Genomic DNA, 24,247 nt, shown 5'->3' with positions numbered 1-24,247 from the left:
TTTTTGCAAAATTGCAGACTTAATAGAACCTATGGAGACCAAAACATTTGGAATTGAAAATAAAAAAGTAGATAAAGAGCTTTACGGCTATCAACAGAAAGATATTGAGAAAATCTTTGCGGTTATTGATGAGCATCCAGAGCACTATAATTTACTCTATCAGCTTCCTACAGGAGGAGGTAAGACCGTTATTTTCTCACAAATTGTAAGGGAATACATCCAACGTACCCAGAAGAAGGTTTTGATACTCACACACCGGATTGAACTTTGTAAGCAGACTTCTAAAATGCTTACTGATTTTGGGGTTCGTAATAAAATTATAAACAGCAAAGTTAAAGAACTTCCGGACCAGGAAGATTATATGTGCTTTGTTGCGATGGTGGAGACATTAAATAATCGTCTTCACGATGAGAAGCTGGATTTGCAGAATATCGGCATGGTAATTATTGATGAAGCGCACTATAACTCCTTCAGGAAGTTATTTAAGTTTTTTGAGAAATGCTTTATCCTTGGGGTAACAGCAACTCCGTTAAGTTCCAATATCAAGCTTCCCATGAAAGATAATTACCGGGAACTTATTGTTGGGGATTCTATTACTTCGTTAATTGAAAAAGGCTTTCTTGCCAAAGCAAAAACCTTCAGCTATAACGTAGGCCTTTCCGGACTTAAAATTGGTATGAACGGGGATTATACAGTAAAATCCTCAGAGGAGCTATATTCTAACTTCTCAATGCAGGAGAAGTTGCTTAATGCCTACATGGAACGTTCAAAAGGAAAGAAAACGCTGATTTTTAATAACGGGATTAACACATCAATTGAAGTTTACGAGACTTTCAGAAATGCAGGACTTAAAGTCCGCCACCTGGATAATACCACCAGCAAACAGGATCGAAAGGACATTTTAAAATGGTTCAAACATACGCCAGATGCTATTGTAACTTCTGTAAGTATTCTTACTACCGGATTTGACGAACCTACAGTAGACACCATCATCCTTAACCGTGCAACCAAATCCCTTACGCTTTACTTCCAGATGATTGGCCGGGGATCTAGGGTACTGCCGGGAAAAAAGGAATTTAATGTTATTGATCTTGGAAATAATCTAGCGCGCTTTGGTAATTGGAGCGCTCCTGTTGACTGGAAGCAGATTTTTAGATCCCCCGATTTCTACTTTGAAAACCTTTTGAGTGATGAAGAAATCGAAAGGGAATTTAAGTACCAGATGCCACCGGAAATCCGTGAGAAATTTGCTAATTCTGAAGATGTGGATTATGATGTGGAAAGCGCTTATGATGAAGTGATTAAAAAGGGACTAAAGTCTAAAACCGTACTGGAATGGTCTATGGAACAACACGTGAAAATGTGTGTGGAAAATAGCGAAGATGTTTTTGACGCACGTATTCTTGCAAAAGAGCTTAAAGACGATATTTCATCCAGGATCAAGCAATATTCCTATTGCATTAGTAAGAGCACCAAAAACTACAGAGATTGGCTGGAAGAAGATTATTCCCGAAAATTAAGAATGGAAATCAATAAAGAATTTTAAATTTTCTTCGGAAGCAATTATTTATTTGTAAGAGACCATTCAAAAATGGCAAATATCGACCTTCAATTACTTTACACATAATCCTGAAGGTTTACCGTAAGGTTGTAATAAGGATGAAAATTGTCATTTTCGAAGCCTCGCTTAACCCTTATCTTTTTTTCCGAAAAGCCGCTTAAAAAATCCTTTTTTCTCCTTTTTTCCTTCGGAAGTTGCCTCTTCATCCTTATCAGAACCTGAAAAGAGGCGTTTAAAGAAGCCGTTACGCTTCTTTTCGTCGCAATCCAGCATCTCAGCAACTTCAGAAGAGACAGGAGCAAAGCGGGCATTGGTGATACTATTAAAATAAGGATCCTGATTCATTTTTTGCATAAGCCTGGCAAATATTGGCAATGCAGAGTTAGCGCCCTGGCCAATCCTCGTGTTTCTGAAACCAATTCTATGATCATCTGCTCCAACCCAGGTTACCGCCACAAGATGCGGAGTAATTCCTACAAACCAGCCATCTTTATTATTTTGAGTAGTTCCGGTTTTGCCGGCAATGTCATTGTTTAATCCATAAGTAGAACGCAGTCTTGTCGCTGTTCCTTCATTTACAGTTGCCTGCATAAAATTCAGCATTACCTGTCGCGTTGTTTCACTATAAGCCGGAGTGGAAGCAACTTTTGGCTCAAAAGAGGCTAAAAGGTTCCCATTTCCATCTTCTATCCTGGTAATATAATGAGGTTCGCTTGGCCTTCCGTTATTTATATAACTGGTGTAAGCTCCTGTAAGTTCTTCAAGATTTAATGAAGCGGTTCCCAATGCTATAGAAGGTACTGCCGGTAGGTCAGATGCTATACCCATTTGTCTCGCTTCCTGGATAACATTGCCTATTCCTGTTTCCATCAGCACTTTTACTGCTATGGTGTTCATGGAAGTGCTAAGGGCAGTCTTCAGGTTATAGTTCATGTGAGGATCTTCACTCCCAGAGGAATTTGACGGAGTCCATCCATTTTCGTAAGTAACCTCTTCCGCAGAAAAGTAACTACAGGGCTCCATTCCGCTCTCGAGGGCTGCAGTGTAGACAATAGGTTTAAAAGTAGAACCAACCTGTCTTTTGCTCATCGAAACATGATCATATTTAAAATACCTGAAATCCACGCCACCAACCCAGGCACGTACTGCTCCGGTTTCCGGCTGCACGGCCAGCATTCCTGCATTCAGAAATTTGAGGTAATGCGAAAGGCTATCGATAACACTCACGTTTTTTGTAGTAGAACCATCGTAGCTAAAGAGTTCTGTAGGTTTTGTTTTCCGTAACTCCTGCATGATTTCCTGATGGTTTAAACCTTTGCTACTTAGTTTCTGGTAAGATTCAGTTCCTTTTACAGCATCTTCAAGGATGTTTTTGTTTTTCAGCCACGGTGCATTATCTCCATAAGAGGCTTCGTGCTGCTGCTGCAGGTCCATCATATGCTCGCGCATAGCTTCTTCAGCCAGTTTTTGCATTTTATGATCGAGGGTGGTGTGTACTATGAGTCCGTCGCGGTAAATATTATAGGACTGTCCTTCGATGTTTTTGAGGGTATCCAGAATCTTGCTTACATCTTTTCTTACCTGTTCGCGAAAATATGGGGCAAGGCCTTTGTTGTTACTGTAGTTACGGTAATCCAGCACAAGATCTTTTCTTTTTGCTTCCAGAGCTTTTTCTTCGGAAAGATAATCGTACCGAGCCATTTGCATTAATACCACATCCCGGCGCAACCTGCTTCTTTCAGGGAAAATCCGCGGATTATAAGAATGTGAAGCCTTCAGCATTCCCACTAAAACTGCTGCTTCTTCCAAACTAAGTTCTGAAGTATGCTTGTTGAAAAACTTCATGGAAGCACTTTCAATTCCGTATGTATTATCGCTAAAGGGAACAGTATTAAAATAGAGGGTAAGGATTTCATTTTTATTATAAATACCTTCCAGTCTTTCGGCTATAATTGCCTCCTGAACTTTATTAATTACAATTCCAAAGGTGCCGTAATCTTTTCTTCCGTAGATGTTCTTGGCGAGCTGTAAAGTGATGGTGCTACCACCACCCGCAGATTCATCCTGTAATAAAATAGATTTAAAAAACACCCGCAATAAGCTGCGGTTATCGATACCATCATGTTCAAAAAATCGAACATCTTCAGTTGCTATAAGTGCTTCAATAAGATGTTGTGGTAGTTCTTTAAAAGTAATAGGCTGCCTGTCGAAGATGTAAAATTTTCCGATTAATTCTCCATCTGAAGATAAAACCTGGGTAGCTTTGCTTTGCTCCAGTTTCCGAAGTTCTTCGGTAGATGGTATTTTACCCCACATTCCAAAGTAAATACTGGAAAAAAATAGTAGCGCCAGCGCGAGAAGACTTAATAAGATAATGAGCGCCCATCTTATTTTGGGGGAGATTTTTAATTTTGATAGCATAATAATCTGAAACTGCTGCAAATAAACGAATACTTCCAAAATAAAAATTTATTTTAAGCTAAATTTTAGAATATGGTGAAAGGGTAGGAGCAGGAGGAAAAAAAGCCGATGACAATGTTCTGTCCCGGCTATGTAGGAAGTAAGTTCATGGATTCGGTCTTTAAATTGAACAGCATCTTCTTCTGTTAAACCTTATATCGCTATTTGAGACCTGCCTGATGTTCAAAAATATTTTTCTATGAGAGAAATTTAAACCTCTTAATTCTGTAATGTTTTCTAAAGTTTTCATGATAATGATGTTTTAATTGATGAATTTAATTAGTTATAGCGTCTTCGGCTATACCAGCTTCCTCTATTGGAAGGCTGCTGAATGTTCAAAAATGATCTCCTGTGAGTCAGATCTCCGTCTCTTAATCCTGTAATGTTCTCTAAAGTTTTCATACATCTTATTTTAATGGTTATATCTAATAGACTATTCATCTTTAAATTTGTGACAGTACTATGTATAAAATAGTAGTGAATTAACTTTTTATTAACTAAACCAGGTGAAAACTGTAGTTTTTAAGGCTCAAATCTTATTTTCCTGCCCCTTCTATTATTTTGCAAAAAACTGTTAATGATTTTGGTATGGTCTTTCAAATAGATACTTTAGGGCAAACAGGCTATCAATTTCTTTAAAAAGAAAAAATTCTCATGTATAAAATTGTATTTTGGATAATAGCCGCTATTGTGGCAGTGGGAGGACTTCTGTATTTTGTATTTAAAGACACTGCCTATATTTCCTTTGATGATTCTGAAAAAACTTATCAAATTAAACAGCAATGGGATTTACCTGAAGAACTCGATGAAATATCCGGCTTAAGTTGGGTGGAAAATAACCGAATCGCCTGTATTCAGGATGAGGATGGAATTATTTTTATTTATGATCTTTCTTCTTCTAAAATCGTTTCAGAATTAAAATTTGGTGGTCCGGGGGACTTTGAAGCTGTAGCTGTCTATGGTCACGATGCTTACACAATGCGCAGTGACGGCAAAATATTTCACATCATAAATTATAAAGAAAAAAATCCTGTAGTAAATGAATATCAGACTCCGCTGGATCAGGAAGACGTGGAGGGAATGGGATTGGACGCTGAAAATAACAGATTACTTCTCACGATAAAAGATTCAGATCGGCAAAATCCTGCTGCTAAAGGTGTTTTTTCTTTTGACTTAAAAACATTAAAAATGAATGAAGAACCTATCTTCAGAATAAATCCAAATGATAGTATTTTCGATACTGTTAAAGGAAGAGGCTCTCAAAAAATTATTAGACCTTCTGAAATTGAAATTCATCCTGTAAATGGCGATATATACATCCTGGAGGGACATCAGCCTAAACTACTAATTTTTGATTCGCTGGGAAACCTTAAGAAAATACATCTTCTGGATCCTGAAAAATTTCAACAACCTGAAGGCTTAACTTTTGATCCCGAAGGCACGCTTTATATCTCCAACGAGAGCCGACGGGCTCCGGCCAACATTCTGGAAGTACAGCTTAATTAAAGATGTGTTTAGGCAATTCCCGTCCGGAAAGTCAGACTCCTTCTGCTGTGCAGAACACTTTTCAACAGCAATATTTTGTATCCTGCTGGCTGTAAAAGGTAAGAATACCAAAAAGTTTTAAAAGGAATTTATGAGTACAACCTCAAAAATGGCAATTTTCGGCCTGAACCTGTTTTTAAAATTGAACTCCGCGATAAAGTTTTCAGCAAAATAGAAGAAGTTAAGTAAGGTGATGAGCTTTTGATATCTTGCTTTTTATTTTAACAGCGGGAAATTAATATATTGGAAGGTAAGGAACCAAAAATTCTATTTATGACCAGCAGCGATGATGCTGAAAAAATTATTAAATTAAGTAAAAAAGAATTTAATCAGCCAGAAGGGATCACTTTTAGCCCTTCAGGGAAAATGTATATTTCCAACGAAGGCAAACCTGCCAATATTATGGAGGGTACAACTCAATTAATTTAACTATAATAAATGGACAGAAATCAAATAGAAACTACAAGCGTAAAAAAAAGTAAAGCACCTTTATTTATTTCCCTGGCCATTGTTATTGGTCTGCTTTTAAGTTATTTCTTTATTCCGGGAGTACAGGGTTTTTTAAATGAATCCTGGAATGTTTTAACCAGTGACGACCAGGAACGAATCCAGGACTGGGTGAGCCAGTTTGGATGGTTTGGCCCTGTGGTGCTTATTCTTACTATGATTGCACAAATGTTTTTGCTTGTAATTCCAACGATCCTGTTAATGGTGGTTTCTATAGTTGCTTATGGACCAATTTATGGCAGCTTTATTGTGTTTGGAGCGGTATATTCAGCTTCTTCTGTGGGCTATTTCATAGGAAGATATTTTGGACCTGTAATTGTGGAAAAAGTGATCGGACAAAAATCTGAGAAAAAAGTAGCAGACTTCCTTGATGATTATGGATTTTGGGCAATTTTTATCACCCGGTTAAATCCTTTTCTATCTAATGATGCTATAAGCTTTGTTGGAGGAATTCTAAAAATGGGCTACTGGAAATTTATTGGTGCTACTTTGGCTGGTATCGCACCTCTAATTTTATTTATAGCAATTATTGGGAGAAGTACAGATGGCCTTAAAACCGGACTGCTGTGGGGCTCTGTAATTAGTTTAATCCTTTTCATCGCCTACGTATGGTGGGACAAAAAGAGGAGAAAGAAGAATCGTTAGAAATTTTTCAGAAGAGCAACAGAGGATCGAAAATTGGCATTTTCAGAAATTGATTTTCCTTGTATACGTGCATCTAGATTAATTTTCGTAATAATTTTATTGAACTTAGTCAATACTTTTTTATCTGCTACCTTTGCAGCCGATTAGCAATTCATTTTGAAGCAAATTTCCGGCATATTACTACTCCTGTGTTTTGCATTGCGACCACTTTATCAAGTGGTGAATATTACTTATTACCAGTTTAATATTGATTTAATCATAGAAAAATATTGTGTAAATAAGGACAAGCCAGCGATGCAGTGTAACGGAAAATGTCATCTTAACAGTCAGCTGGATAAATTTGAGAATTCGAAGGATGATCGTAAATCTACAATTAGCAGCACTTTTTTACCGGTTTATTTTCAGCAGGCTTTCACCTATAAGGTAGCTTTTCAGAATATAGAACTCCTTACTAATAACTGGAAAATTCCCCAACTCTTTTCAACTAAATTTATCCAGGGTATAGAACATCCACCTAATCTTTCAGTTTAATTTATCAGTTTCAGTTAAACTTTAATTATTACGGGTGAATTCAGGAAGTTTCTTTAATTCACGCTAATTTATATCCTAAAATGAAAAAATATATATTAATGTTGGCAGTATTGCTGGCAGCTACAGGGCATTCTTTTGCTCAAAATGAAATACAACCAACTTCAAAATGGACCGCCTCTCGACCAGACGGACATGCGCCAATCTCAGTTATGGCAGACCATGTACACCACAAAGGCGAATGGATGTTTTCCTACAGGTTTATGTCTATGAATATGAAGGGATTGCACTCTGGGACAGATGAAGTTTCCACAACTGCAGTTCTTGAAAATTATATGATTTCTCCAGAAGAAATGAATATGAATATGCACATGCTGGGAGCTATGTATGCACCAACAGATAGGCTCACCCTTATGGCAATGACAAATTTTATATCAAATGAAATGGAGCTGGTAACGCGAATGGGTGCAGCTTTTAATACGTCATCTTCCGGTTTTGGAGACCTCAAATTTTCCGGTCTATATCAGCTTTTTAACAGAAGGAAGCAAAGCCTTCATGGGCAGTTGGGTGTTTCTCTTCCTACAGGAAGTATTGAAGAAATGGATGTTACACCAATGTCTGCACCCAATGAAACAAGCCTCCCATATCCTATGCAAATTGGAAGTGGTACTTTTGATGGGGAAGCAGGGCTTACCTACTTAATCCAGGGAAATTTTCTCTCTTTTGGAAGTCAGTTAACGACTTTGCTTAGGTTTGGTAAAAATGAATACGATTATAGTTTTGGAAATCAATATCAATTAAATAATTGGATTGCCGCAAAGCTGGCAAACAGCCTGAGCATTTCTGGACGGGTGCAGGGAATTATTGTAGAAAAAATAGAAGGAGCGCACCCAGGTTTAAATATGATGATGGTTCCTGCCGCAAATCCTGAAAATTCCGGAGGAAAATATATTAATGCGGGATTGGGAACTAATTTTTACATTCCTTCAGGAGCATTTAAAAATGTGAGATTTGCTTTGGAGTATGCTTTCCCTTTATATCAGGATCTAAATGGAATTCAGCTCAAAAACAGGAGTACTTTCACTGCAGGAGTACAGTATTCTTTCCATTAAAATACTGATAATATAAATTTTTAAGGGTCCGTTCTATACGGGCCTTTTTTGATTAAAAATTCTTATTTTCAATGTAAATACTTGTTTAAGCTATTCGTTTTTCAATTACATTTGATTAAATTTTAAAGCATTTAATGAATAAATATATAGTGGTTAACCACCCCGAAAAATGGGAGGTCCTTGCCGAAAATGTTGAAATTATTTCTGCCCAGGCTTACCTCACCAATCCTGAATATTCGAGGTTAAAAAAAGTGCGTATTTTTAATCTCTGTAAAGATTATTCTTACCAGAGTAAAGGTTATTATGTCTCGCTTTTAGCTGAAGCACGTGGGCATATGGCTATACCGACCGTTAAAAATATTGTAGATTTAAGGGAGCCAAAGCTGGTAAAGATTGTTTCTGAAGAATTTGAAGATGTTATTCAGAAAAGTTTGAAAAACATTAAAGCTCCGGAGTTTACACTTAGTATCTACTTTGGACAAAATGTAGCACAAAAGTATAAGGAACTAAGCGCCATGTTTTACAGACATTTTCAGATCCCTTTTTTACGGGTGAATTTTGTGCGAACCAATAAATGGAGTATTAAGAACATCAAAGCAATTTCTGAAGCTGAAATTCCCGAAGATCATAAGGAGAGCATGTACCAGTTCGCTTCTCAGTATTTTTCTAAAAAGCGCTATGATACTCCGAGACAAAATATAGCTGAATATGATCTGGCCATTCTGGTAAAGCAGGGAGATCCTGCACCCCCAAGTAACGCCAAAGCATTAAAACGTTTCACAGAGCTTGCTGAAAAAATGGATTTCTATGTGGAAACAGTAACACCAAGGGATCTCTCCCGGTTATCTGCTTTCGACGCTCTGTTTATTCGCCAGAGCACCGAAGTTAATAATGAAGCTTACGCTTTTGCCCGAAAAGCTCAGCAGGAAGGCATCGCACTTGTGGATTATCCAGATGCGATCCTTAAATGCTGCAACAAGGTATTTATGGCAGAAGCTTTGGAAAACGCCGGAATTGCGACTCCAAAAACAGTGATCGTCCACAAAAATAATACACACCAGGTTCTGGAAATTACCGGATTACCGGTGGTGCTAAAATCTCCTGATTCCACTTTTTCCTTCGGAGTAAAAAAAGCCGGTACAGAAGAAGAATATAAAGAACTGGTGCAGCAAATGTTGAAAAAATCTGATTTGGTGATCGCGCAGGAATTTTCTCCATCAGATTACGACTGGAGAATTGGTATTTTGGATAACAAACCGCTGTTTGCCTGCAGGTATTATATGGCTAAAGGGCACTGGCAAATTTACAACTGGGATGCGGAGAAAAAAGATGATCAGGATGGAAATGCAGATTGTCTTCCTATAGAAAAAGTCCCGCCTAAAATCCTCGAGATGGCCTTAAAATCGGCTAAATTAATGGGTAAGGGTTTATACGGAATCGATATTAAGGAAGTCAATAAAAGACCAATGGTGATTGAAATTAACGACAATCCTAATATCGACTTTGGCGTAGAAGACGCATATTACGGCGATCAGGTTTATATCGAAATATTGTCTGCACTTAAAAACAGGCTTAAAAAGGGTGAAATATGAGTTACCATTTATTTGAAGTTTTTGGGATCGAGCTGGAATATATGCTGGTAAATTCCGGGACTTTTAAAGTAAATCCTATAGTAGACAAGCTTTTAACGAAGAAGAACGGCACGCTCACTTCAGATGTTTCCAATGGGGAAATCGAGTGGAGCAACGAGCTGGTGGCGCACGTCGTCGAGTTAAAAACCAACGGTCCTACTGCCGATCTTGATAATCTTGCCGAAAAGTTTTCTGAAAACATAAAGGAAATAAATCTTTTGCTGAAGGAATTTAATTCTGAATTGTTGCCCACTGCGGCGCATCCTTTAATGAATCCGGAAAAGGAAACCCGGCTGTGGCAACATAATTACAGTAAAATTTACGCACTTTATAATCGAATTTTTGATTGCCGTGGGCATGGCTGGAGCAATGTGCAAAGTATGCACATTAATTTACCATTTTTTGATGATGCTGAATTTGAAAGATTGCACGCAGCAGTACGATTATTGCTACCCATTATTCCCGCACTAAGCGCCAGTTCTCCTATTTTCGACGGTAAAAGCACCGGATTTTTGGACAGCCGCATGGAAGTTTATAAAACCAATCAAAAGGAAATTCCTGAAATGGCAGGAAAAATTATTCCGGAACAGGTTTTTAGCAGAGAATCGTATTTTAAGCAAATTTTTGAGCCGATAAACAAAGCAATAAAACCCCATGATACAGAACATATCCTGGATCATCATTTCCTCAATTCCCGCGGCGCAATTGCCAGGTTCGACAGGAATGCGATAGAAATAAGGGTAATAGACCTCCAGGAATGCCCAAAGGCAGATGTCGCCATTGCTGTTTTAATTATTGAAAGCCTTAAGTTGCTGGTAAGTGAACAATTAATTGCTTTGGAAGACCAAAAAAAGTGGCATGAAGATGATCTCTTGGAAATCTTTAATGGAGTGATTAAGAATGCCGAAAATTGCCAAATTTCGAACAGCACTTATCTTGATGTTTTTGATCTTCATGGAAAGAACACAGCTGGTGAAATTTGGAAGAAATTATATGCGAGGGTAAAAAATAATATTTCTGAAACGCACCGGGAAAGTATAGAATTTCTTCTGGAAAACGGAAGCCTGTCCACGCGGATTTTAAAAGCTGTTGAAAAGGATTTTTCTGAAGAAAATATTCAGGATGTGTATCAAAAACTTTCTATCTGCCTAGCTCAAAATCGGCAATTTACGTCATGAAAATTATCGTAACCTGTGAACATGCATTTAATGCCGTGCCTAAGGAATATTTAGATTTATTCGTTGGAGCAGAAGAAACTTTAAACACACACCGCGGGTATGATCCCGGGGCATATAATCTTTTTGAAGCAGTATCAGAATTGGCAAATTTTGGTGCCTATCAAAAAGTGAGTCGGCTCCTGGTTGAAGTAAACCGCTCAGAAGATCATCCGCAGCTTTTTTCAGAATTCAGCGGTAGTTTATCTAAAGAAGAGAAGCAGGAAATCCTTGAACGCTATTATTTTCCCTACCGAAAATCTATAGCGACAAAAATTGAGGATTTTATCCAGAAAGGGGAGGGGGTACTGCATTTTTCGGTACATACTTTTACTCCCGAACTTAATGGGGAAGTAAGAAATGCTGATATCGGACTTTTATTTGATCCCGAAAGACCCGCAGAAGAAGAATTTTGTACTTTATTTAAAAACCGGCTTCATCAGGAAGCTCCAGAGTTAAAAATCAGGTTCAATTACCCATATTTAGGCAAGTCTGACGGTCTTATTACCTTTTTCAGAACACATTTCCAGAAAAGCTATTCGGGAATTGAACTTGAAGTGAACCAGAAATTTGTAAATGGATATAGATTGGATGAGCAGCTGAAAATGGCAATTTTCAACAGTCTGGAAGCTACAATACAATATTAAGAGAAATAAGAAAAGGCTGCTTCAAACACAAATTCAGGAATTAAAACAGCCTTTTATAAATTTCATTCTATGCAGAAATTTGGTTTATTATTTCTCGAGTTTTGCTGTAAGGGTAATTTCGGTATTAAGAAGTTTTGAAATAGGACAATTCTCTTTTGCTTTATTGGCCAATTCTTCAAATTTTCCCTCTTCAATATCAGGAATATTTGCATGGAGCGAAATATGGGATTTCTTGATGGTTCCGTCTTCAAAAGTAATTTCGCTTTTAGCAGATAAAGTATCTGCAGTAAAGCCTTCTTCTCCCAGAAAAGCCGATAACTGCATTGCGAAACATCCGGAATGCGCTGCACCTATAAGCTCTTCAGGATTGGTACCTTTCCCATCTTCAAACCTGGTTTTAAATGAATATTGGGCTTGATCCAAGACTCCGCTTTGCGTACTTATTTTTCCATTTCCTTCTTTTATAGAACCGTTCCAAACGGCTGTTGCATGTCTTTTCATAATTATGTTTTTAGTTGAGATTAAGGTAAATATATGATCCCTGTATACCAAATAATTACAATAATCTTAACCCTTTATTAAAGTTTTAGGCATAAAAAAAGCCCTGCAAAATTTGCAGAGCTTTAAGCTATAGAAAATTGTGAGGAAATTACTTAATCTCCACAACTTCCAGGTCAAAAACAAGGTCTTTTCCTGCAAGTGGGTGATTTCCATCTACCACAATAGAATTTTCCTTTACATCTTTAACTACAAGGTTCATTTCTCTACCATCTGGAGCTTTGGAAACTAGTCCCATTCCAACTTCAGGCTTTATATCTTCAGGTAACTGACTTTTATCAACTTCCTGAACGAGTTCTTCCCTTGGCTCCCCATAAGCCTCTTCTTTAGGGATATTTACAGTCTTTTTTTCATTCAGTTGCATGTCGATAAGGCCTTTCTCAAAACCTGGGATCAACTGCCCCTGTCCAAGGGTAAATTCAATAGGTTCACCTCTTTCTACAGAGCTATCAAATACCTGCCCGTCAGCTAGTTTTCCAGTGTAATGTACCTTTACCGTGTCATTCTGTTTTACTTGACTCATATCTTTGTTTTACTATTATAAAATTGGCTTAAGTTCAATCTTTAAACCATTTAATTTTGCAAAGGTACATTTATCTCATGGACTTCCAAAAAAGGGTAGGTAATATAGCTGTTTAGTTGCAAAACTTAACTTTTTTATATAATTTATAGGGGTTATTTAACAATTAACGACATTTTCTGAATGTTGAATCTAAATATAATCGAGCTACTGAAACTTTCAAATATTCCACGGAAACTGATTTATAAGTTATGGTAAAAAGTATTAAAAGAAGGAGCTTTACAGAAGTCCGGTGGTTCTAAAATAAAAATATATGTGCAAGTTGAAAAATATAAAGACGTTCTTTCTGAATTCAGTTCTAGGAATCATTTTTGTTACTTGGATAATAAGTTTTTCTGCTTGTGATTTTGGAAGCAAAGAGGCAGATATAAACTGGGACACACTTTCTGTTACCGCTTCAGCTTATAATTCCCTGGACTATCAGGGGGAAGGAGATCCAAACATTACCGCCTGGGGAGATACACTAAAACCAGAACAAAAAGTCATTGCAGTATCCAGAGATTTAATAAGGAGAGGCCTCGATTACAATACAAGGGTGAAAATTGAAGGTTTTAAAGGAGAATTTCTTGTAAAAGACAAAATGAATGCAAGATGGAAAAATAAAATTGATATTTATATGGGTAAAGATTCGCAGAAAGCCCGGGAGTTTGGAAGGAAAAAATTGGAAATATATTATGTGGTTGAGGAAGAAACCCCTTCAGAATAAATAAATCCTGCTAGCATCTTTGAAATTTCTTCTGTTCCTGTTTTTTCTTACTTTGCAGAAAATACATCATTTTCTATGAAATTATTTTCCTTTTTGTTTTTTATAATACTTCTTTATTCGCCAGAAATCTATGCGCAGGATTCTACTACAGTTGATGATGGGAAACTGATAATTGGCATTACAGAAGCCCCACCATTTATTTCAGAAAATAACGGAAAGTTTACTGGTTTAAGTATCTCTTCCTGGGAGCTTGTAAATGAAAAAATGGAATCTGAATATGAATTTCGCACTTATAGTTCTTTAAGTGACTTACTTTTAGGTATCCAAAACAAAGAGGTAGATTTTAGTATAAATCCTATTACGGTAACCGACAAAAGGATGGAGACCCTGGATTTTTCCCAGCCATACTTCATATCAAATACAGGAATAGCAAAGAGAAAAGAATCCCAAATATGGAAATACATTAAAAATATTGTTAGCTGGAACTTTATTTCTGCCATTCTTATTCTCCTGGGAGTGATATTTATATTTGGTTTCCTGGTATGGATTTTTGAAAGAAAGAAAAATCCCGAAGAATTTGGTGAGGGTACGCGCGGCATACTCCAGGGATTCTGGTGGAGTGCGGTTACAATGACTACAGTAGGTTACGGTGATAAATCACCTAGAACAACCGGAGGTAGGGTAATTGGTTTTATATGGATGTTTATGGCCATAATTATGATTTCCAGCCTTACGGCAGGAATTGCTTCTTCTTTAACGGTGAAAACAATCAACGACAAAATTTCCTCGGTTCAGGACCTGCAAAACTTTAGTGTTACCACCGTGGCTAATTCCAGTTCCCAGGAATTTCTTGACCTCTACAATATTGAAGTAGATACTGTATTTAATGAGGCTCAGGGTATAGAGGCCCTTCTCAATGAAGAAACGTCATTATTTGTATATGATGTCCCTATGCTGACACACATGATTGAAAAGGACCAGTTAAAAGATGAATTGGAAGTCTTACAAAAAACCTTGAAAAAAGATTATTACAGCTACACTTTTCCTAAAAATTCAACCATACTCAACACGATAAATCCAGTTTTGGTAGGAGTTTTAAAAACCATGGAGTGGAATGTTTTGGTGGAGGAATATAAATAGAATCAACTAAGTCCCAGTGCTCCCAGGATTAACCAGAGGATGACAAACACTACGATTATTCCTATACAGCCACAGCCGCCTCCTAATTTTTTTGCTCCCCATCCCGCAAGAATAGCCCTTATTATGTTTTTCATATTTCTAAAATTGAATATTAAAATTAATCAAGAATTTGGAGTTGATTTAGGCTTTATGAAAACTTTAGGTAAGAGGGAATTTATGGAGATTGCATCTTTTTTCAGTATATTAGATTTCAAAATAAGGAAAAATGAAATTTAAGTCAGCCTTTTCAACAGCGACAATTCTTCTTTTCGGATTCGTCTCTTCTGCACAGGGATTTATTTTAAAGCTTAATGCCGATGATGGTATTATTGACACCCGCAAGTGGATCAAAGGACTAAAAGAATTCCCATTTTGAACGGAAAATTGTATGCATCAGCCTCTGGGGAAGTAATAATGAGCCGGGGAATTTTCTAATGATAAATCCTGAAGACAAATCCATACACCAACTATCTTCTGAAGGAATTTGCAACCTAGATAGACGGAGTGCAAAGAATTGACGATGAAACTTTTTATATTGCAGATTGGGGAACAGGAAAGATCTATATAATAACTACTGATGGCAAAAGGAAGTAATATTAACTTCAGATAAAAGTTCAGGAGATATTTTATATCTCAACGAGAAAAATCAACTGGTACTACCAACGAATTTCCAAAATGAAATCTGGTGGTACAGAATAAACTAAAAACCAACCACACATGGCATCTAACAACAAGTACAATCACAATACCGAAGATCATATAGTAGAAGACAATAAAAAAACACGGTTTGGCGGAATTTTTATTGCTATTATTCTAATTCTTTTAATAGCAGCGGTTGCGGCTAGCGGCGTATTTCTTGGCTACTGGTAATAGCTATTCTTTAATCTCATTCATTAATAAAAACGCCTTATTTACATATTCTTTTTCAAGAAATATGGCGAAATAGTTGGATGTAGATATCATTTCAAATACAGGTATCCCTTCGTAGGCCAGAAGTTTAAAGATGTAAAAATACATTCCCACACTCTGGGAACTGTTTTTGGGCAAAGCAATGGTTATAGAAGACAATTCTTCTTTAATTGTAACCCTAACCTCGTTCTTAAAACAGTCTTCCACCAGGCTTGTGAGGGAGGAAGAAACCAGGATATTACTTTCCTGATAATTACTTGAATAATTTAGATATACACCCGTCTTATCTTTAACAGCTTCCAGTAATCTGGCCTTATTTGAGATTATAGAGTTAGAATTGAGAAAAGTATATTCTGTAATTCCAGATCTTACCACGATATCCCCAAGATCCCGCAGAGCTTTCATATTTACTTTACTGCGCTTAGGGGCATACCTTCGCAACGCCATAATTATGGAACCCTGCTTTACCGGTTTGCGCATTTCTTTTTCAACCTGGGGTTGTATATCTGCGGCCAATCCGCTGAAATTTACAATATCCCGGGCCATTGCATCGTCGAGGAATGGCTGGTGTTTAATAATATCATGAACGCAGGTGGTAATTGTCTTCATTGTTAAATATTACACATTTTGTACAAATGTATATAAAATCATGCATTTTTTTTCGGTGCATGGCTTTAAAAACTAATTATGCAGCATTAAATTTTATCATCATGAGGGTAATGAAATTCGGAGGAACTTCTGTAGGTTCTGTAGAAAGTATAAATAATGTAAAAAATATCATCCAGTCTAAGGAAGGTAAAAAGTTACTGGTTCTTTCAGCAATGTCTGGGGTTACCAATGAGTTAGTTTCTATTTCTGAAGCCATGAAAATAGGAGACGAGAAGGAAATTGACGCAGTTATACAGCGTCTAAAGGAACGCCATGAAAGTGCCATTAATGAGCTTATTCAGGATGAGGAATTAAGAAATTCCGCTCTTACTTTTATTAACGATATTCTGGCTCAACTAAAGCAGACTTCCGGAAACGCTTATTCAGAGAAAATATATTCTGAAATAGTTACCTATGGGGAAACCATGCTTACCTATATTTTCTCTAAGTACCTGGAAAGTCTTAATATCCAGAATCAATGGCTGGACGCGAAGGAATTTATGTATGTAAGCAACCTCGAAAATCCGGATACAAAAAAAGTAGGGGATCATTTTAGTAAAGTAATAGACAGTAAGCCGGAAAGTGACATTTACATCACACAGGGTTTTGTACGTATCGATAAAAATAACGAGATAAGTACACTTAAAAGAGGAGGCAGCGATTATTCTGCCACAATTCTTGGAGCTTCAATAAATGCTGAAGAAGTACAAATCTGGACAGATATAGACGGGCTTCATAATAATGATCCTCGGTACGTGGAAAATACCCATCGTATTTCTGAATTAAGCTTTGAGGAAGCTGCGGAGCTGGCCTATTTTGGAGCAAAAATTCTGCATCCGCAAACTATTTCTCCGGTTATTGATAAGAATATTCCAATTTTCCTGAAAAATACATTTACGCCAGATTCCCAGGGAACAAGGATTTCTCCTGAAGCTAAGGAAAAAGGATTAAAAGCAATTTCAGCAAAAGACGGAATTACAGCCATTAAAATTAAGTCTAACAGGATGCTGATGGCGCATGGATTTCTGCGAAAAATATTCGATGTTTTTGACAATTATGAGACGGCAATCGATATGATCACCACTTCAGAAATTGCTATTTCCCTCACCATAGATGACGACCGCAACCTGGAGGAGATTCTAAAGGAACTGGATTCTTACGGAGAAATTACTGTCGAGAAAAACCATAGTATAATCTGTATTGTTGGAGAATCTGTAATTGAAGACAAACAAACTTACAGGCTTTTTGAACTTCTAAACGATATTCCCGTACGTATGATTTCCTACGGGGGAAGCAATAACAATATTTCTCTTCTTGTAGACACCCAGAATAAAATTCCTACATTAAGAAAATTGAACGATAAGCTTTTTATTCAAAATAAAAAGGCTCAGGTAGTTTAAGCCTTACCATTAAACCCAATACAAAAAATGGAGATAAAAAAGATTTCTATTGCAGAAAAGATGTCTCAGTTTTCTGATTATTGGAATCCGAGGATAGTTGGGGAATTAAATGGTCAACATATAAAACTTGTAAAAGCAAAGGGCGAATTTGAATGGCATAAACACGATAATGAAGATGAAATGTTTTTAGTCATTAAAGGAGAGTTTGATATGGAATTGAGAAATAAAATAATTTCAATAACAGAAGGAGAATTTATAATTATTCCAAAGGGAACAGAGCATAGACCTGTGGTTAAAAATGAAGTCCAGATTATGTTGTTTGAACCTGCAACCACAATTAATACCGGAGGTAACGAAAAATCTGAGTTAACTCAAAAAAGAACAGAATGGATCTAAAATCAGATAAAGCTGTAATTATAGCAGATAATATGGTCAGGCTTTTCGCATAAATTTAGCGCACTAACAATGCTGGACGTTTCTTAGTAAATGTTCATTTTCGTGTGAAGACCGCCGGCTTTTAGTCGGCGGTTTTCTTATTTTTTTCCTGGATGTATTTCGACATAAAATAGGTACTCCTGTGCAAATGATGCCGCAACATGGAACCTGTAAAATTAGACTTGCGATGCGAAATGAGACTTCTTTTTATCTTCTGTAATTTTCTTCTGAAGATTTGCTCAAAAAATTCTTTTGAAAACCGACTGTTAATAATTGAAAATCCTGCGTGGTGCGCTTTTTCCCATATTTCCCGGTCTGTATATAATGCTGCTGCTTTTTCTGCAAAAGCCTCGTTTTTATCTTCGATAAACCCACTCCAGTTATTCTTTTCAGAAATTCCTTCGGCACCAATTCTGGTGGTGACACTAGGAGTGCCGCAACGCATGGCATCTATAAATTTACCTTTTAGTCCGGCTCCAAATTGAAGCGGAGCAAGAAGAACTTTTGCATTTTTCATTACTTCAGAAGCACTCCCGGCACGTCCCTTTACCAAAAATCCTGTTTCGGGGTTATGTAAATCCAGCACTTTTTTAGTGGGGTAGGAGCCATAAATATGGATTTCGGCCTCGGGAAGTTCTTGCCTGATTAGCGGCCAGATCTCCTGTTTTAGCCTGAGAACGGCATTCCAGTTTGGTTTATGTTTAAACGTTCCAATGCTTATAAAATTTTTTCGTTCCTTAAAGGAAGGAGAAAGTTGAATGTCTTCTTCAGAAACAGGATTAAACATAAAAGGCAGATACAGAAGAATATTTTCACTAATCCCAAAGTCGGACTGGAGGATTTGCATTTCAACTTCAGAAATAATTAAACTAAGATCGCTGCGATATATGGCTGCAATCTCCCGTTTTGTTAATTCTGAATCCATATAAACAGTCTTTGCCGATAATTGCCATTTTTGAGCCTCCATCCTCGCATTTCTCAAAAAGTGTAAGTCTTCGGTATCCAGAATCTTAATAGCATCAGGACAAACTTTTTCTATACGCCATCCAAACTGTTCTTCAATCATAAAACGGTCAAAAAGAACCACTTCAGGGTTTAATTTGTATAAGAAACGGTCAAAATCTGGATCATTTACTGCGATTTCTTCAGTTAAAATTCCTAATTCTTCCAGATTCGCCATAAATGGAGTTTTATGAGCAGTAGAGGCAAAGGTGATTTGATAATTTTCAGCTAAAAAGAACTCCAGCAGCTGTATCATTCGGCTTCCTGCAGCAGAGGAGGATGGTTCGGGCCATACATATCCAATGACCAGTAAATTTTTCATAATATCGGCTTTAAATTCAGAACCTGAAATTCAGCATACCTTTTCGAGCGACAAAAATAGTAATTCTGAAACGGATTATTTCTTTTCCGTGGAACTTTAGATTTCAGGATGATTAAAATTTGAGTATATTGTTAATATTACAGAAAATGATGACATGAGTAGAGGATTTGTAAAAGAAGAAGACCAGGAAGAAGCACCAATTATACCACCAAGGGCGGCTTTACCGGCGGGTGTCACTAACTATGTTACTCCCGGGGGAATGGAGGAATTGCTGGAGGAAAAAAAGCAACTTGAGAAGGAGAGGGCTGCTTTAGATCCCGAGAATGAAATAGAACGTAGGCGCTCGCAGGCTGTAATAGACGGAAAGGTGAAACTTTTGAACGAGCGCATAAATTCTGCGAGAATTATTCAACCCAAAGAGCAGGCTCAGGACGAGGTAAGGTTTGGTGCGGTAGTAGAGTTTATGGACCTTGAAAAAGAGCTGACTCAGCAATTCCAGATTGTAGGTGTGGACGAGGCTGATGTGAAAAAGCAGAAAATAGCCTTTGTAGCCCCAATTGCAAAAGCATTAACCGGGAAAAAGATTGGTGAAACAGCCGAATTTGTAATGGGTGCATCATCTAAAAAACTTAAAATTCTGAATATTAATTATAACTAAACCATATGCAGGTGTTCATTGTAATGGGAGTTTCAGGCGTTGGGAAAACCACCATAGGAAAACTCCTTGCAAAAAAAATAAACGTTCCTTTTTATGATGCAGATGATTTTCATCCTTCAGAAAACCTGAAAAAGATGAAAGAAGGTATTCCGCTTCAGGATAGCGACCGGGAAAGTTGGTTGCAAACCCTGGCAAATAAAATTTCAGAATGGCAAAAGAAAGATGGTGCCGTTTTAGCCTGTTCAGCTTTAAAGGAAAAATACCGGGAGCAATTACAATCTGTACCTAAAGAAGAGATCACGTGGATTTTCCTTCATTCTGAATATGAAACTATTTTTAACCGAATGTCTTCCCGGGAAGACCACTATTTTAAACCGGAATTACTAAAGTCTCAATTTGAAACTTTAGAAATGCCAAATTACGGTTTCCATATAAATGTAAATGCGTCTAAAGAAGAGGTTCTGGACGAAATTATGTGGAAACTTAACAGGAAAGAAGATGCTCATATGGGCCTGGTGGGACTAGGTGTTATGGGTAAAAGCCTTGCGTTAAATTTTGCTTCTAAAGGAATTGATATTACCGTCTTTAACCGACATGTCGAGGAGCTGGAAGTAGATATTGCAAAGAAATTTGCTGAAGAAAATAAGCTGGTATATGAATTTCCGTGGTTTGATAATCTGGAAAAATTTGTAGAAAGTCTTGAGCGGCCAAGAAATATAATTCTCATGGTAAATGCCGGTCCTGCTGTGGATATGGTAATTGAAAGTTTACTGCCTTTTCTGGATAAAGATGATTTAATTATAGACGGAGGAAATTCCCATTATAAAGAGACGATTAGGAGAGAAGGCTTGCTTAAGGAAAAGGGGATCTTTTTTATGGGTGCGGGAATTTCCGGCGGGGAAGAAGGTGCCTTAAAGGGACCTTCAATTATGCCCGGCGGTCCTAAAAAAGCATATGACAGGGCAGGGAAAATATTGGAAAGAATAGCTGCCAAAGATAAAGATGGCAATCCCTGTTGTACCCATGTGGGACCAGACGGAGCCGGCCATTTTGTGAAAATGCTCCATAACGGAATAGAATATGGAGAGATGCAGCTTATTGCAGAAACTTATCATTATTTGAGGTTTGGCACCAATGCCTCACCTGAAGAGATTGCAGCACTTTTTGAAGAGTGGAATAAGGAAATGAAGAGTTTCCTACTGGAAATCTCCGTAGAAATTCTTCGTAAAAAAGAAAATGACGGATTCCTGATCGATCAAATCCTTGATGCAGCCAAGCAGAAAGGTACCGGCGGCTGGTCTACAAATGCGGCATTGGAACTCGGAGTTCCCTTAGACACCATTACTGCAGCCGTACTTGCGCGAAATATTTCCGGCAAGAAACAAGAGCGGGTAAATGCCATGAAGGCTTACAACAGAGAGTACAAAAGTACTACAGATCTTAAGGAAATATCAGCGGACTTATTTAAGGCTTATAAAGCCGGAAGTGTTATTAATCATGCTATAGGTTTCGATTTGCTGCTGGAAGCTTCAAAGGCTTATGACTGGAACCTTAATTTATCTGAAATTGCACGTATCTGGACCAACGGCTGTATTATCAGGTCTCATTTTATGGAAGATTTGATCGAGATTTTTAAAGAAAGACCTTCAGAGAATATTTTGATGCATCCAGATATTATTTCGCTCATCAGCAATTCAGAATCTGCGCTAATGGGCATTATCGCTAAGGCTTTACCGGCTGGATATCCGTTGCCGGTTTTATCTTCTGCAGCAAATTATCTGCTTAGTTTTACTTCAGGACAATCTTCTGCAAACATGATTCAGGCGCAAAGGGATTTCTTTGGAGCTCATACTTATGAGCGTACAGACAAACCAAGAGGAGAATTTTTTCACACCCAATGGCTCGATAATTAATGGATATACAGTTGCTATCTGCAGTTTTTATCGGAATTGCCTTATTGCTTTTTCTAATTTTAAAACTAAAAATCCAGGCTTTTCTTGCTCTTTTAATTGTTTGTATTGCGGTTGGAATGATGGCAGGAATGCCTGCAGGGGATATCCTGGAAACAATGAAAGAGGGGATGGGAAGTACCCTTGGCTTTGTAGCCACCGTTGTAGGTTTGGGTGCGTTATTTGGCGGAATTTTGGAGCAATCTGGCGGGGCACAGCGGCTGGCTTCTTACATGCTACAAAAAACGGGCGAAAAGAATGCTCCGTGGGCCATGATGATAACGGGTTTTGCGGTGGCCATACCCGTTTTTTTTGATGTGGCATTTATTATTCTTGTGCCCATAACTTATGCGCTAAGCAAAAGAACGGGCAAGTCCCTCCTTTTGTATGCGCTACCGTTATTGGCAGGTTTGGCCATAACACACGCTTTTATTCCGCCTACGCCGGGTCCTATTGCTGTAGCAGATATTTTGGGAGCAGATTTGGGTTGGGTGATCGTCTTCGGATTTTTGGCGGGAATACCCGCGGCCATCATTAGTGGTCCTGTTTTTTCCCGCTTTATTTCAAAAAAGATTTTTGTAGAACCTAAGGTTTTTGAAGAAAAGGAGGATTATGATGAAAAGATGGCACCCTCACCTGGGCTGATAATCTCCATTATTTTTATTCCGATTCTTCTTATTGTCATCAATACAATTTTAGGAAGTCCGTTCTTCGCCGATGCTAATATTCCTGTGGAAATATTATATATGGTGGAGTTACTGGGACATCCTTTTACCGCATTAATAATTGCCAATTTAATAGCCTGGTATTTTCTGGGAGTAAGACGCGGAATGCAGAAAGAATATTTACTGAAGGTAGCAACAAAATCGTTTCAAGCTGCAGGAATTATAATTTTGCTGACTGGGGCCGGTGGGGCTTTTAAACAAATACTTATTGATACCGGAGCAGGGGAGATGATTGCTGAAGGACTTAATGATACCTTTTTTAATCCGCTCTTATTCGGGTTTATTGTAGCTGCATTGGTAAGGGTTTTACAGGGATCTTCGACGGTGGCAATGATCACCGCAGCGGGAATTACTGCACCTGTTTTAACCGACGGAATCTATTCTATGAGTCAGACGTCGCTGATTGTAATAGCTATTGCCGCGGGAGCATCAATTCTCTCACACGTAAACGACAGCGGATTCTGGCTGGTTGGGCAATATCTGGGTTTAACTGAAAAACAGACTTTTAAAACCTGGACGATGATGACTACTATTATTGCATTTGTTGGCCTGGGAATGTCGCTTTTAATGTGGTACCTGGTGTAAAGGAAAGAAACTAAAAGTACTATTCTTCTTCTTCTTCGCTGTATATACGCGGCAATCAGGTTTCCTTTGTAAAGAAATTTTTGACCGGAAATACTTAAACCTTCTCAAGGAAAAGGAACGCTTTTCCGCAGATTTCGCTATCTTTCACCAAACATTTAACTTCTCCCTATGCAAAATTCCTATTCAACCAGTCTAAACCTCCAAAGTGTGGACATCGCACTCCTTATTTTTAGAATAGCTATCTCAGCTCTTATCCTTACTCATGGGATTCCGAAACTCATAACTTTCTTTAACAGCGAAGAAATCCAATTTGCAGATCCCATTGGGTTAGGAGAAACGGTTAGTTTTACCCTTGCTGTTTTTGCAGAATTTGTTTGTGCGGTGCTTATCATATTCGGTTTTGCTACAAGACTGGCAGCAATTCCACTAATAATCACGATGGCTGTTGCCGCACTAGTAGTGCATATGCCAGACGGATTTGGAAGACAGGAATTACCATTACTCTACATGTTTGGTTTTATTCTATTAATGTTCACAGGAGCAGGAAAATATTCTCTTGATCATTTCTTATTATTAAAGAAAAAATAGTAATTATCACATGTCTTAAAGTGTAAGATTGATAAATAGAGAGCCGGCCTTATTGTTGAACTATTGATCAAATTCTCTACTGCGAAAATTTGAGTTAACAAATATATGCCCCTGATCTTCTTCAATTTGAACTGTAAATCCAAGTCTTTTATG

Annotated in this window: 26 protein-coding genes; 19 read left to right on the top strand and 7 right to left on the bottom strand. The window is 37.7% G+C overall.

The features are described from left to right. Window positions 1-31: 31 nt before the first annotated feature. Window positions 32-1,546 (top strand): DEAD/DEAH box helicase, encoded by a 1,515-nt coding sequence (locus RM541_RS05290; RefSeq protein ID WP_311499176.1) that lies wholly within the window; start codon window positions 32-34, stop codon window positions 1,544-1,546. A gap of 141 nt (window positions 1,547-1,687) precedes the next feature. Here the strand turns inward: RM541_RS05290 and RM541_RS05285 are convergent, their stop codons facing one another. After that, window positions 1,688-3,982 (bottom strand): transglycosylase domain-containing protein, encoded by a 2,295-nt coding sequence (locus RM541_RS05285; protein WP_311499287.1) that lies wholly within the window; start codon window positions 3,980-3,982, stop codon window positions 1,688-1,690. Between the two features lie 318 nt (window positions 3,983-4,300). Next, window positions 4,301-4,423 (bottom strand): hypothetical protein, encoded by a 123-nt coding sequence (locus RM541_RS05280; RefSeq protein WP_311499175.1) that lies wholly within the window; start codon window positions 4,421-4,423, stop codon window positions 4,301-4,303. A gap of 252 nt (window positions 4,424-4,675) precedes the next feature. Here RM541_RS05280 and RM541_RS05275 point away from each other — a divergent pair, with 252 nt between their 5' ends. The 8 genes from RM541_RS05275 to RM541_RS05240 all read left to right on the top strand — a co-directional run bounded on the left by RM541_RS05275 (window position 4,676) and on the right by RM541_RS05240 (window position 11,850). Next, window positions 4,676-5,527, top strand: a complete 852-nt coding sequence (locus tag RM541_RS05275) for an SdiA-regulated domain-containing protein (RefSeq protein WP_311499174.1) — start codon at window positions 4,676-4,678, stop codon at window positions 5,525-5,527. A 312-nt stretch (window positions 5,528-5,839) separates the two neighbouring features. Beyond that, complete coding sequence (locus tag RM541_RS05270; RefSeq protein ID WP_311499173.1) at window positions 5,840-5,995, top strand: hypothetical protein; 156 nt, start codon at window positions 5,840-5,842, stop codon at window positions 5,993-5,995. Between the two features lie 9 nt (window positions 5,996-6,004). Then, complete coding sequence (locus RM541_RS05265) at window positions 6,005-6,718, top strand: TVP38/TMEM64 family protein (protein ID WP_311499172.1); 714 nt, start codon at window positions 6,005-6,007, stop codon at window positions 6,716-6,718. Window positions 6,719-6,874: 156 nt separating this feature from the next. Further along, on the top strand, window positions 6,875-7,249 hold the full coding sequence (locus RM541_RS05260) for a hypothetical protein (RefSeq protein ID WP_311499171.1): 375 nt from the start codon (window positions 6,875-6,877) through the stop codon (window positions 7,247-7,249). A gap of 80 nt (window positions 7,250-7,329) precedes the next feature. Beyond that, a complete protein-coding gene (locus tag RM541_RS05255) occupies window positions 7,330-8,358 on the top strand; it encodes a transporter family protein (protein WP_311499170.1) in 1,029 nt (342 codons plus the stop codon). Window positions 8,359-8,492: 134 nt separating this feature from the next. After that, window positions 8,493-9,950 carry a RimK family ATP-grasp domain-containing protein gene (locus RM541_RS05250; protein WP_311499169.1) on the top strand — a complete coding sequence of 486 codons (1,458 nt, stop codon included), beginning with the start codon at window positions 8,493-8,495 and terminating at the stop codon, window positions 9,948-9,950. Continuing rightward, a complete protein-coding gene (locus RM541_RS05245; RefSeq protein ID WP_311499168.1) occupies window positions 9,947-11,167 on the top strand; it encodes a carboxylate-amine ligase in 1,221 nt (406 codons plus the stop codon). Before RM541_RS05250 ends, RM541_RS05245 begins: the two co-directional genes overlap by 4 nt. Beyond that, on the top strand, window positions 11,164-11,850 hold the full coding sequence (locus RM541_RS05240; RefSeq protein ID WP_311499167.1) for an N-formylglutamate amidohydrolase: 687 nt from the start codon (window positions 11,164-11,166) through the stop codon (window positions 11,848-11,850). The genes RM541_RS05245 and RM541_RS05240 overlap by 4 nt, the downstream gene beginning before the upstream one ends. An 87-nt stretch (window positions 11,851-11,937) precedes the next feature. On the opposite strand, the gene RM541_RS05235 is transcribed toward RM541_RS05240, so the two are convergent. Both RM541_RS05235 and RM541_RS05230 read right to left on the bottom strand, forming a co-directional pair. Next, window positions 11,938-12,351, bottom strand: coding sequence for an OsmC family protein (locus tag RM541_RS05235; RefSeq protein WP_311499166.1), 414 nt, complete (start codon window positions 12,349-12,351; stop codon window positions 11,938-11,940). A gap of 148 nt (window positions 12,352-12,499) precedes the next feature. Further along, window positions 12,500-12,931 (bottom strand): FKBP-type peptidyl-prolyl cis-trans isomerase, encoded by a 432-nt coding sequence (locus RM541_RS05230; protein WP_311496291.1) that lies wholly within the window; start codon window positions 12,929-12,931, stop codon window positions 12,500-12,502. 310 nt (window positions 12,932-13,241) lie between these two features. Here RM541_RS05230 and RM541_RS05225 point away from each other — a divergent pair, with 310 nt between their 5' ends. Both RM541_RS05225 and RM541_RS05220 read left to right on the top strand, forming a co-directional pair. Continuing rightward, entirely contained in the window at window positions 13,242-13,694 is a 453-nt protein-coding gene (locus tag RM541_RS05225; RefSeq protein WP_311499165.1) for a 3D domain-containing protein, read from the top strand. 75 nt (window positions 13,695-13,769) lie between these two features. Continuing rightward, window positions 13,770-14,834, top strand: a complete 1,065-nt coding sequence (locus tag RM541_RS05220) for a transporter substrate-binding domain-containing protein (protein ID WP_311499164.1) — start codon at window positions 13,770-13,772, stop codon at window positions 14,832-14,834. A 2-nt stretch (window positions 14,835-14,836) separates the two neighbouring features. Here RM541_RS05220 and RM541_RS05215 read toward each other — a convergent pair whose 3' ends face one another. After that, window positions 14,837-14,968 (bottom strand): hypothetical protein, encoded by a 132-nt coding sequence (locus tag RM541_RS05215; protein WP_311499163.1) that lies wholly within the window; start codon window positions 14,966-14,968, stop codon window positions 14,837-14,839. A 131-nt stretch (window positions 14,969-15,099) separates the two neighbouring features. On the opposite strand from RM541_RS05215, the gene RM541_RS05210 reads away from it, so the two are divergent. Together RM541_RS05210 and RM541_RS05205 are read left to right on the top strand one after the other, a co-directional pair. Next, the gene (locus RM541_RS05210; RefSeq protein ID WP_311499162.1) at window positions 15,100-15,249 is read left to right on the top strand and encodes a hypothetical protein; all 150 of its coding nucleotides are present in this window, start codon (window positions 15,100-15,102) and stop codon (window positions 15,247-15,249) included. Between the two features lie 341 nt (window positions 15,250-15,590). Then, window positions 15,591-15,743, top strand: coding sequence for a hypothetical protein (locus RM541_RS05205; protein WP_311499161.1), 153 nt, complete (start codon window positions 15,591-15,593; stop codon window positions 15,741-15,743). A gap of 3 nt (window positions 15,744-15,746) precedes the next feature. On the opposite strand, the gene RM541_RS05200 is transcribed toward RM541_RS05205, so the two are convergent. Beyond that, complete coding sequence (locus RM541_RS05200; protein WP_311499160.1) at window positions 15,747-16,391, bottom strand: hypothetical protein; 645 nt, start codon at window positions 16,389-16,391, stop codon at window positions 15,747-15,749. Window positions 16,392-16,492: 101 nt separating this feature from the next. On the opposite strand from RM541_RS05200, the gene RM541_RS05195 reads away from it, so the two are divergent. Together RM541_RS05195 and RM541_RS05190 are read left to right on the top strand one after the other, a co-directional pair. Further along, window positions 16,493-17,830: an aspartate kinase gene (locus tag RM541_RS05195; RefSeq protein WP_311499159.1), complete on the top strand. Its 1,338-nt coding sequence runs from the start codon at window positions 16,493-16,495 to the stop codon at window positions 17,828-17,830. A 27-nt stretch (window positions 17,831-17,857) separates the two neighbouring features. Further along, window positions 17,858-18,226, top strand: coding sequence for a cupin domain-containing protein (locus RM541_RS05190; RefSeq protein WP_311499158.1), 369 nt, complete (start codon window positions 17,858-17,860; stop codon window positions 18,224-18,226). A 121-nt stretch (window positions 18,227-18,347) separates the two neighbouring features. Here the strand turns inward: RM541_RS05190 and RM541_RS05185 are convergent, their stop codons facing one another. After that, the gene (locus RM541_RS05185; RefSeq protein WP_311499157.1) at window positions 18,348-19,589 is read right to left on the bottom strand and encodes a glycosyltransferase; all 1,242 of its coding nucleotides are present in this window, start codon (window positions 19,587-19,589) and stop codon (window positions 18,348-18,350) included. A gap of 154 nt (window positions 19,590-19,743) precedes the next feature. On the opposite strand from RM541_RS05185, the gene RM541_RS05180 reads away from it, so the two are divergent. The 4 genes from RM541_RS05180 (at window position 19,744) to RM541_RS05165 (ending at window position 24,094) form a co-directional block, all read left to right on the top strand. Then, window positions 19,744-20,247, top strand: coding sequence for a GreA/GreB family elongation factor (locus RM541_RS05180; RefSeq protein ID WP_311499156.1), 504 nt, complete (start codon window positions 19,744-19,746; stop codon window positions 20,245-20,247). Window positions 20,248-20,252: 5 nt separating this feature from the next. Beyond that, on the top strand, window positions 20,253-22,160 hold the full coding sequence (gene gndA, locus RM541_RS05175; protein ID WP_311499155.1) for an NADP-dependent phosphogluconate dehydrogenase: 1,908 nt from the start codon (window positions 20,253-20,255) through the stop codon (window positions 22,158-22,160). After that, window positions 22,160-23,506, top strand: coding sequence for a GntP family permease (locus RM541_RS05170; protein ID WP_311499154.1), 1,347 nt, complete (start codon window positions 22,160-22,162; stop codon window positions 23,504-23,506). Before gndA ends, RM541_RS05170 begins: the two co-directional genes overlap by 1 nt. 168 nt (window positions 23,507-23,674) lie before the next feature. Continuing rightward, on the top strand, window positions 23,675-24,094 hold the full coding sequence (locus tag RM541_RS05165; protein ID WP_311499153.1) for a DoxX family protein: 420 nt from the start codon (window positions 23,675-23,677) through the stop codon (window positions 24,092-24,094). Window positions 24,095-24,247: the final 153 nt, after the last annotated feature.

It is taken from the genome of Autumnicola psychrophila (assembly GCF_031846645.1).
GTDB classification, from domain to species: domain Bacteria; phylum Bacteroidota; class Bacteroidia; order Flavobacteriales; family Flavobacteriaceae; genus Autumnicola; species Autumnicola psychrophila.
Note: the sequence above shows the minus strand (reverse complement) of the source record. Positions and strands in the feature narration are given on the sequence as shown.

What these genes read in the sequence shown, in the direction of transcription:
- RM541_RS05290 (WP_311499176.1), top strand. Translation starts at nt 32, where the DNA reads ATGGAGACCAAAACATTTGGAATTGAAAATAAAAAAGTAGATAAAGAG.
- RM541_RS05285 (WP_311499287.1), bottom strand. Translation starts at nt 3,982, where the DNA reads ATGCTATCAAAATTAAAAATCTCCCCCAAAATAAGATGGGCGCTCATT.
- RM541_RS05280 (WP_311499175.1), bottom strand. Translation starts at nt 4,423, where the DNA reads ATGAAAACTTTAGAGAACATTACAGGATTAAGAGACGGAGATCTGACT.
- RM541_RS05275 (WP_311499174.1), top strand. Translation starts at nt 4,676, where the DNA reads ATGTATAAAATTGTATTTTGGATAATAGCCGCTATTGTGGCAGTGGGA.
- RM541_RS05270 (WP_311499173.1), top strand. Translation starts at nt 5,840, where the DNA reads ATGACCAGCAGCGATGATGCTGAAAAAATTATTAAATTAAGTAAAAAA.
- RM541_RS05265 (WP_311499172.1), top strand. Translation starts at nt 6,005, where the DNA reads ATGGACAGAAATCAAATAGAAACTACAAGCGTAAAAAAAAGTAAAGCA.
- RM541_RS05255 (WP_311499170.1), top strand. Translation starts at nt 7,330, where the DNA reads ATGAAAAAATATATATTAATGTTGGCAGTATTGCTGGCAGCTACAGGG.
- RM541_RS05250 (WP_311499169.1), top strand. Translation starts at nt 8,493, where the DNA reads ATGAATAAATATATAGTGGTTAACCACCCCGAAAAATGGGAGGTCCTT.
- RM541_RS05245 (WP_311499168.1), top strand. Translation starts at nt 9,947, where the DNA reads ATGAGTTACCATTTATTTGAAGTTTTTGGGATCGAGCTGGAATATATG.
- RM541_RS05240 (WP_311499167.1), top strand. Translation starts at nt 11,164, where the DNA reads ATGAAAATTATCGTAACCTGTGAACATGCATTTAATGCCGTGCCTAAG.
- RM541_RS05235 (WP_311499166.1), bottom strand. Translation starts at nt 12,351, where the DNA reads ATGAAAAGACATGCAACAGCCGTTTGGAACGGTTCTATAAAAGAAGGA.
- RM541_RS05230 (WP_311496291.1), bottom strand. Translation starts at nt 12,931, where the DNA reads ATGAGTCAAGTAAAACAGAATGACACGGTAAAGGTACATTACACTGGA.
- RM541_RS05225 (WP_311499165.1), top strand. Translation starts at nt 13,242, where the DNA reads ATGTGCAAGTTGAAAAATATAAAGACGTTCTTTCTGAATTCAGTTCTA.
- RM541_RS05220 (WP_311499164.1), top strand. Translation starts at nt 13,770, where the DNA reads ATGAAATTATTTTCCTTTTTGTTTTTTATAATACTTCTTTATTCGCCA.
- RM541_RS05215 (WP_311499163.1), bottom strand. Translation starts at nt 14,968, where the DNA reads ATGAAAAACATAATAAGGGCTATTCTTGCGGGATGGGGAGCAAAAAAA.
- RM541_RS05210 (WP_311499162.1), top strand. Translation starts at nt 15,100, where the DNA reads ATGAAATTTAAGTCAGCCTTTTCAACAGCGACAATTCTTCTTTTCGGA.
- RM541_RS05205 (WP_311499161.1), top strand. Translation starts at nt 15,591, where the DNA reads ATGGCATCTAACAACAAGTACAATCACAATACCGAAGATCATATAGTA.
- RM541_RS05200 (WP_311499160.1), bottom strand. Translation starts at nt 16,391, where the DNA reads ATGAAGACAATTACCACCTGCGTTCATGATATTATTAAACACCAGCCA.
- RM541_RS05195 (WP_311499159.1), top strand. Translation starts at nt 16,493, where the DNA reads ATGAGGGTAATGAAATTCGGAGGAACTTCTGTAGGTTCTGTAGAAAGT.
- RM541_RS05190 (WP_311499158.1), top strand. Translation starts at nt 17,858, where the DNA reads ATGGAGATAAAAAAGATTTCTATTGCAGAAAAGATGTCTCAGTTTTCT.
- RM541_RS05185 (WP_311499157.1), bottom strand. Translation starts at nt 19,589, where the DNA reads ATGAAAAATTTACTGGTCATTGGATATGTATGGCCCGAACCATCCTCC.
- RM541_RS05180 (WP_311499156.1), top strand. Translation starts at nt 19,744, where the DNA reads ATGAGTAGAGGATTTGTAAAAGAAGAAGACCAGGAAGAAGCACCAATT.
- gndA (WP_311499155.1), top strand. Translation starts at nt 20,253, where the DNA reads ATGCAGGTGTTCATTGTAATGGGAGTTTCAGGCGTTGGGAAAACCACC.
- RM541_RS05170 (WP_311499154.1), top strand. Translation starts at nt 22,160, where the DNA reads ATGGATATACAGTTGCTATCTGCAGTTTTTATCGGAATTGCCTTATTG.
- RM541_RS05165 (WP_311499153.1), top strand. Translation starts at nt 23,675, where the DNA reads ATGCAAAATTCCTATTCAACCAGTCTAAACCTCCAAAGTGTGGACATC.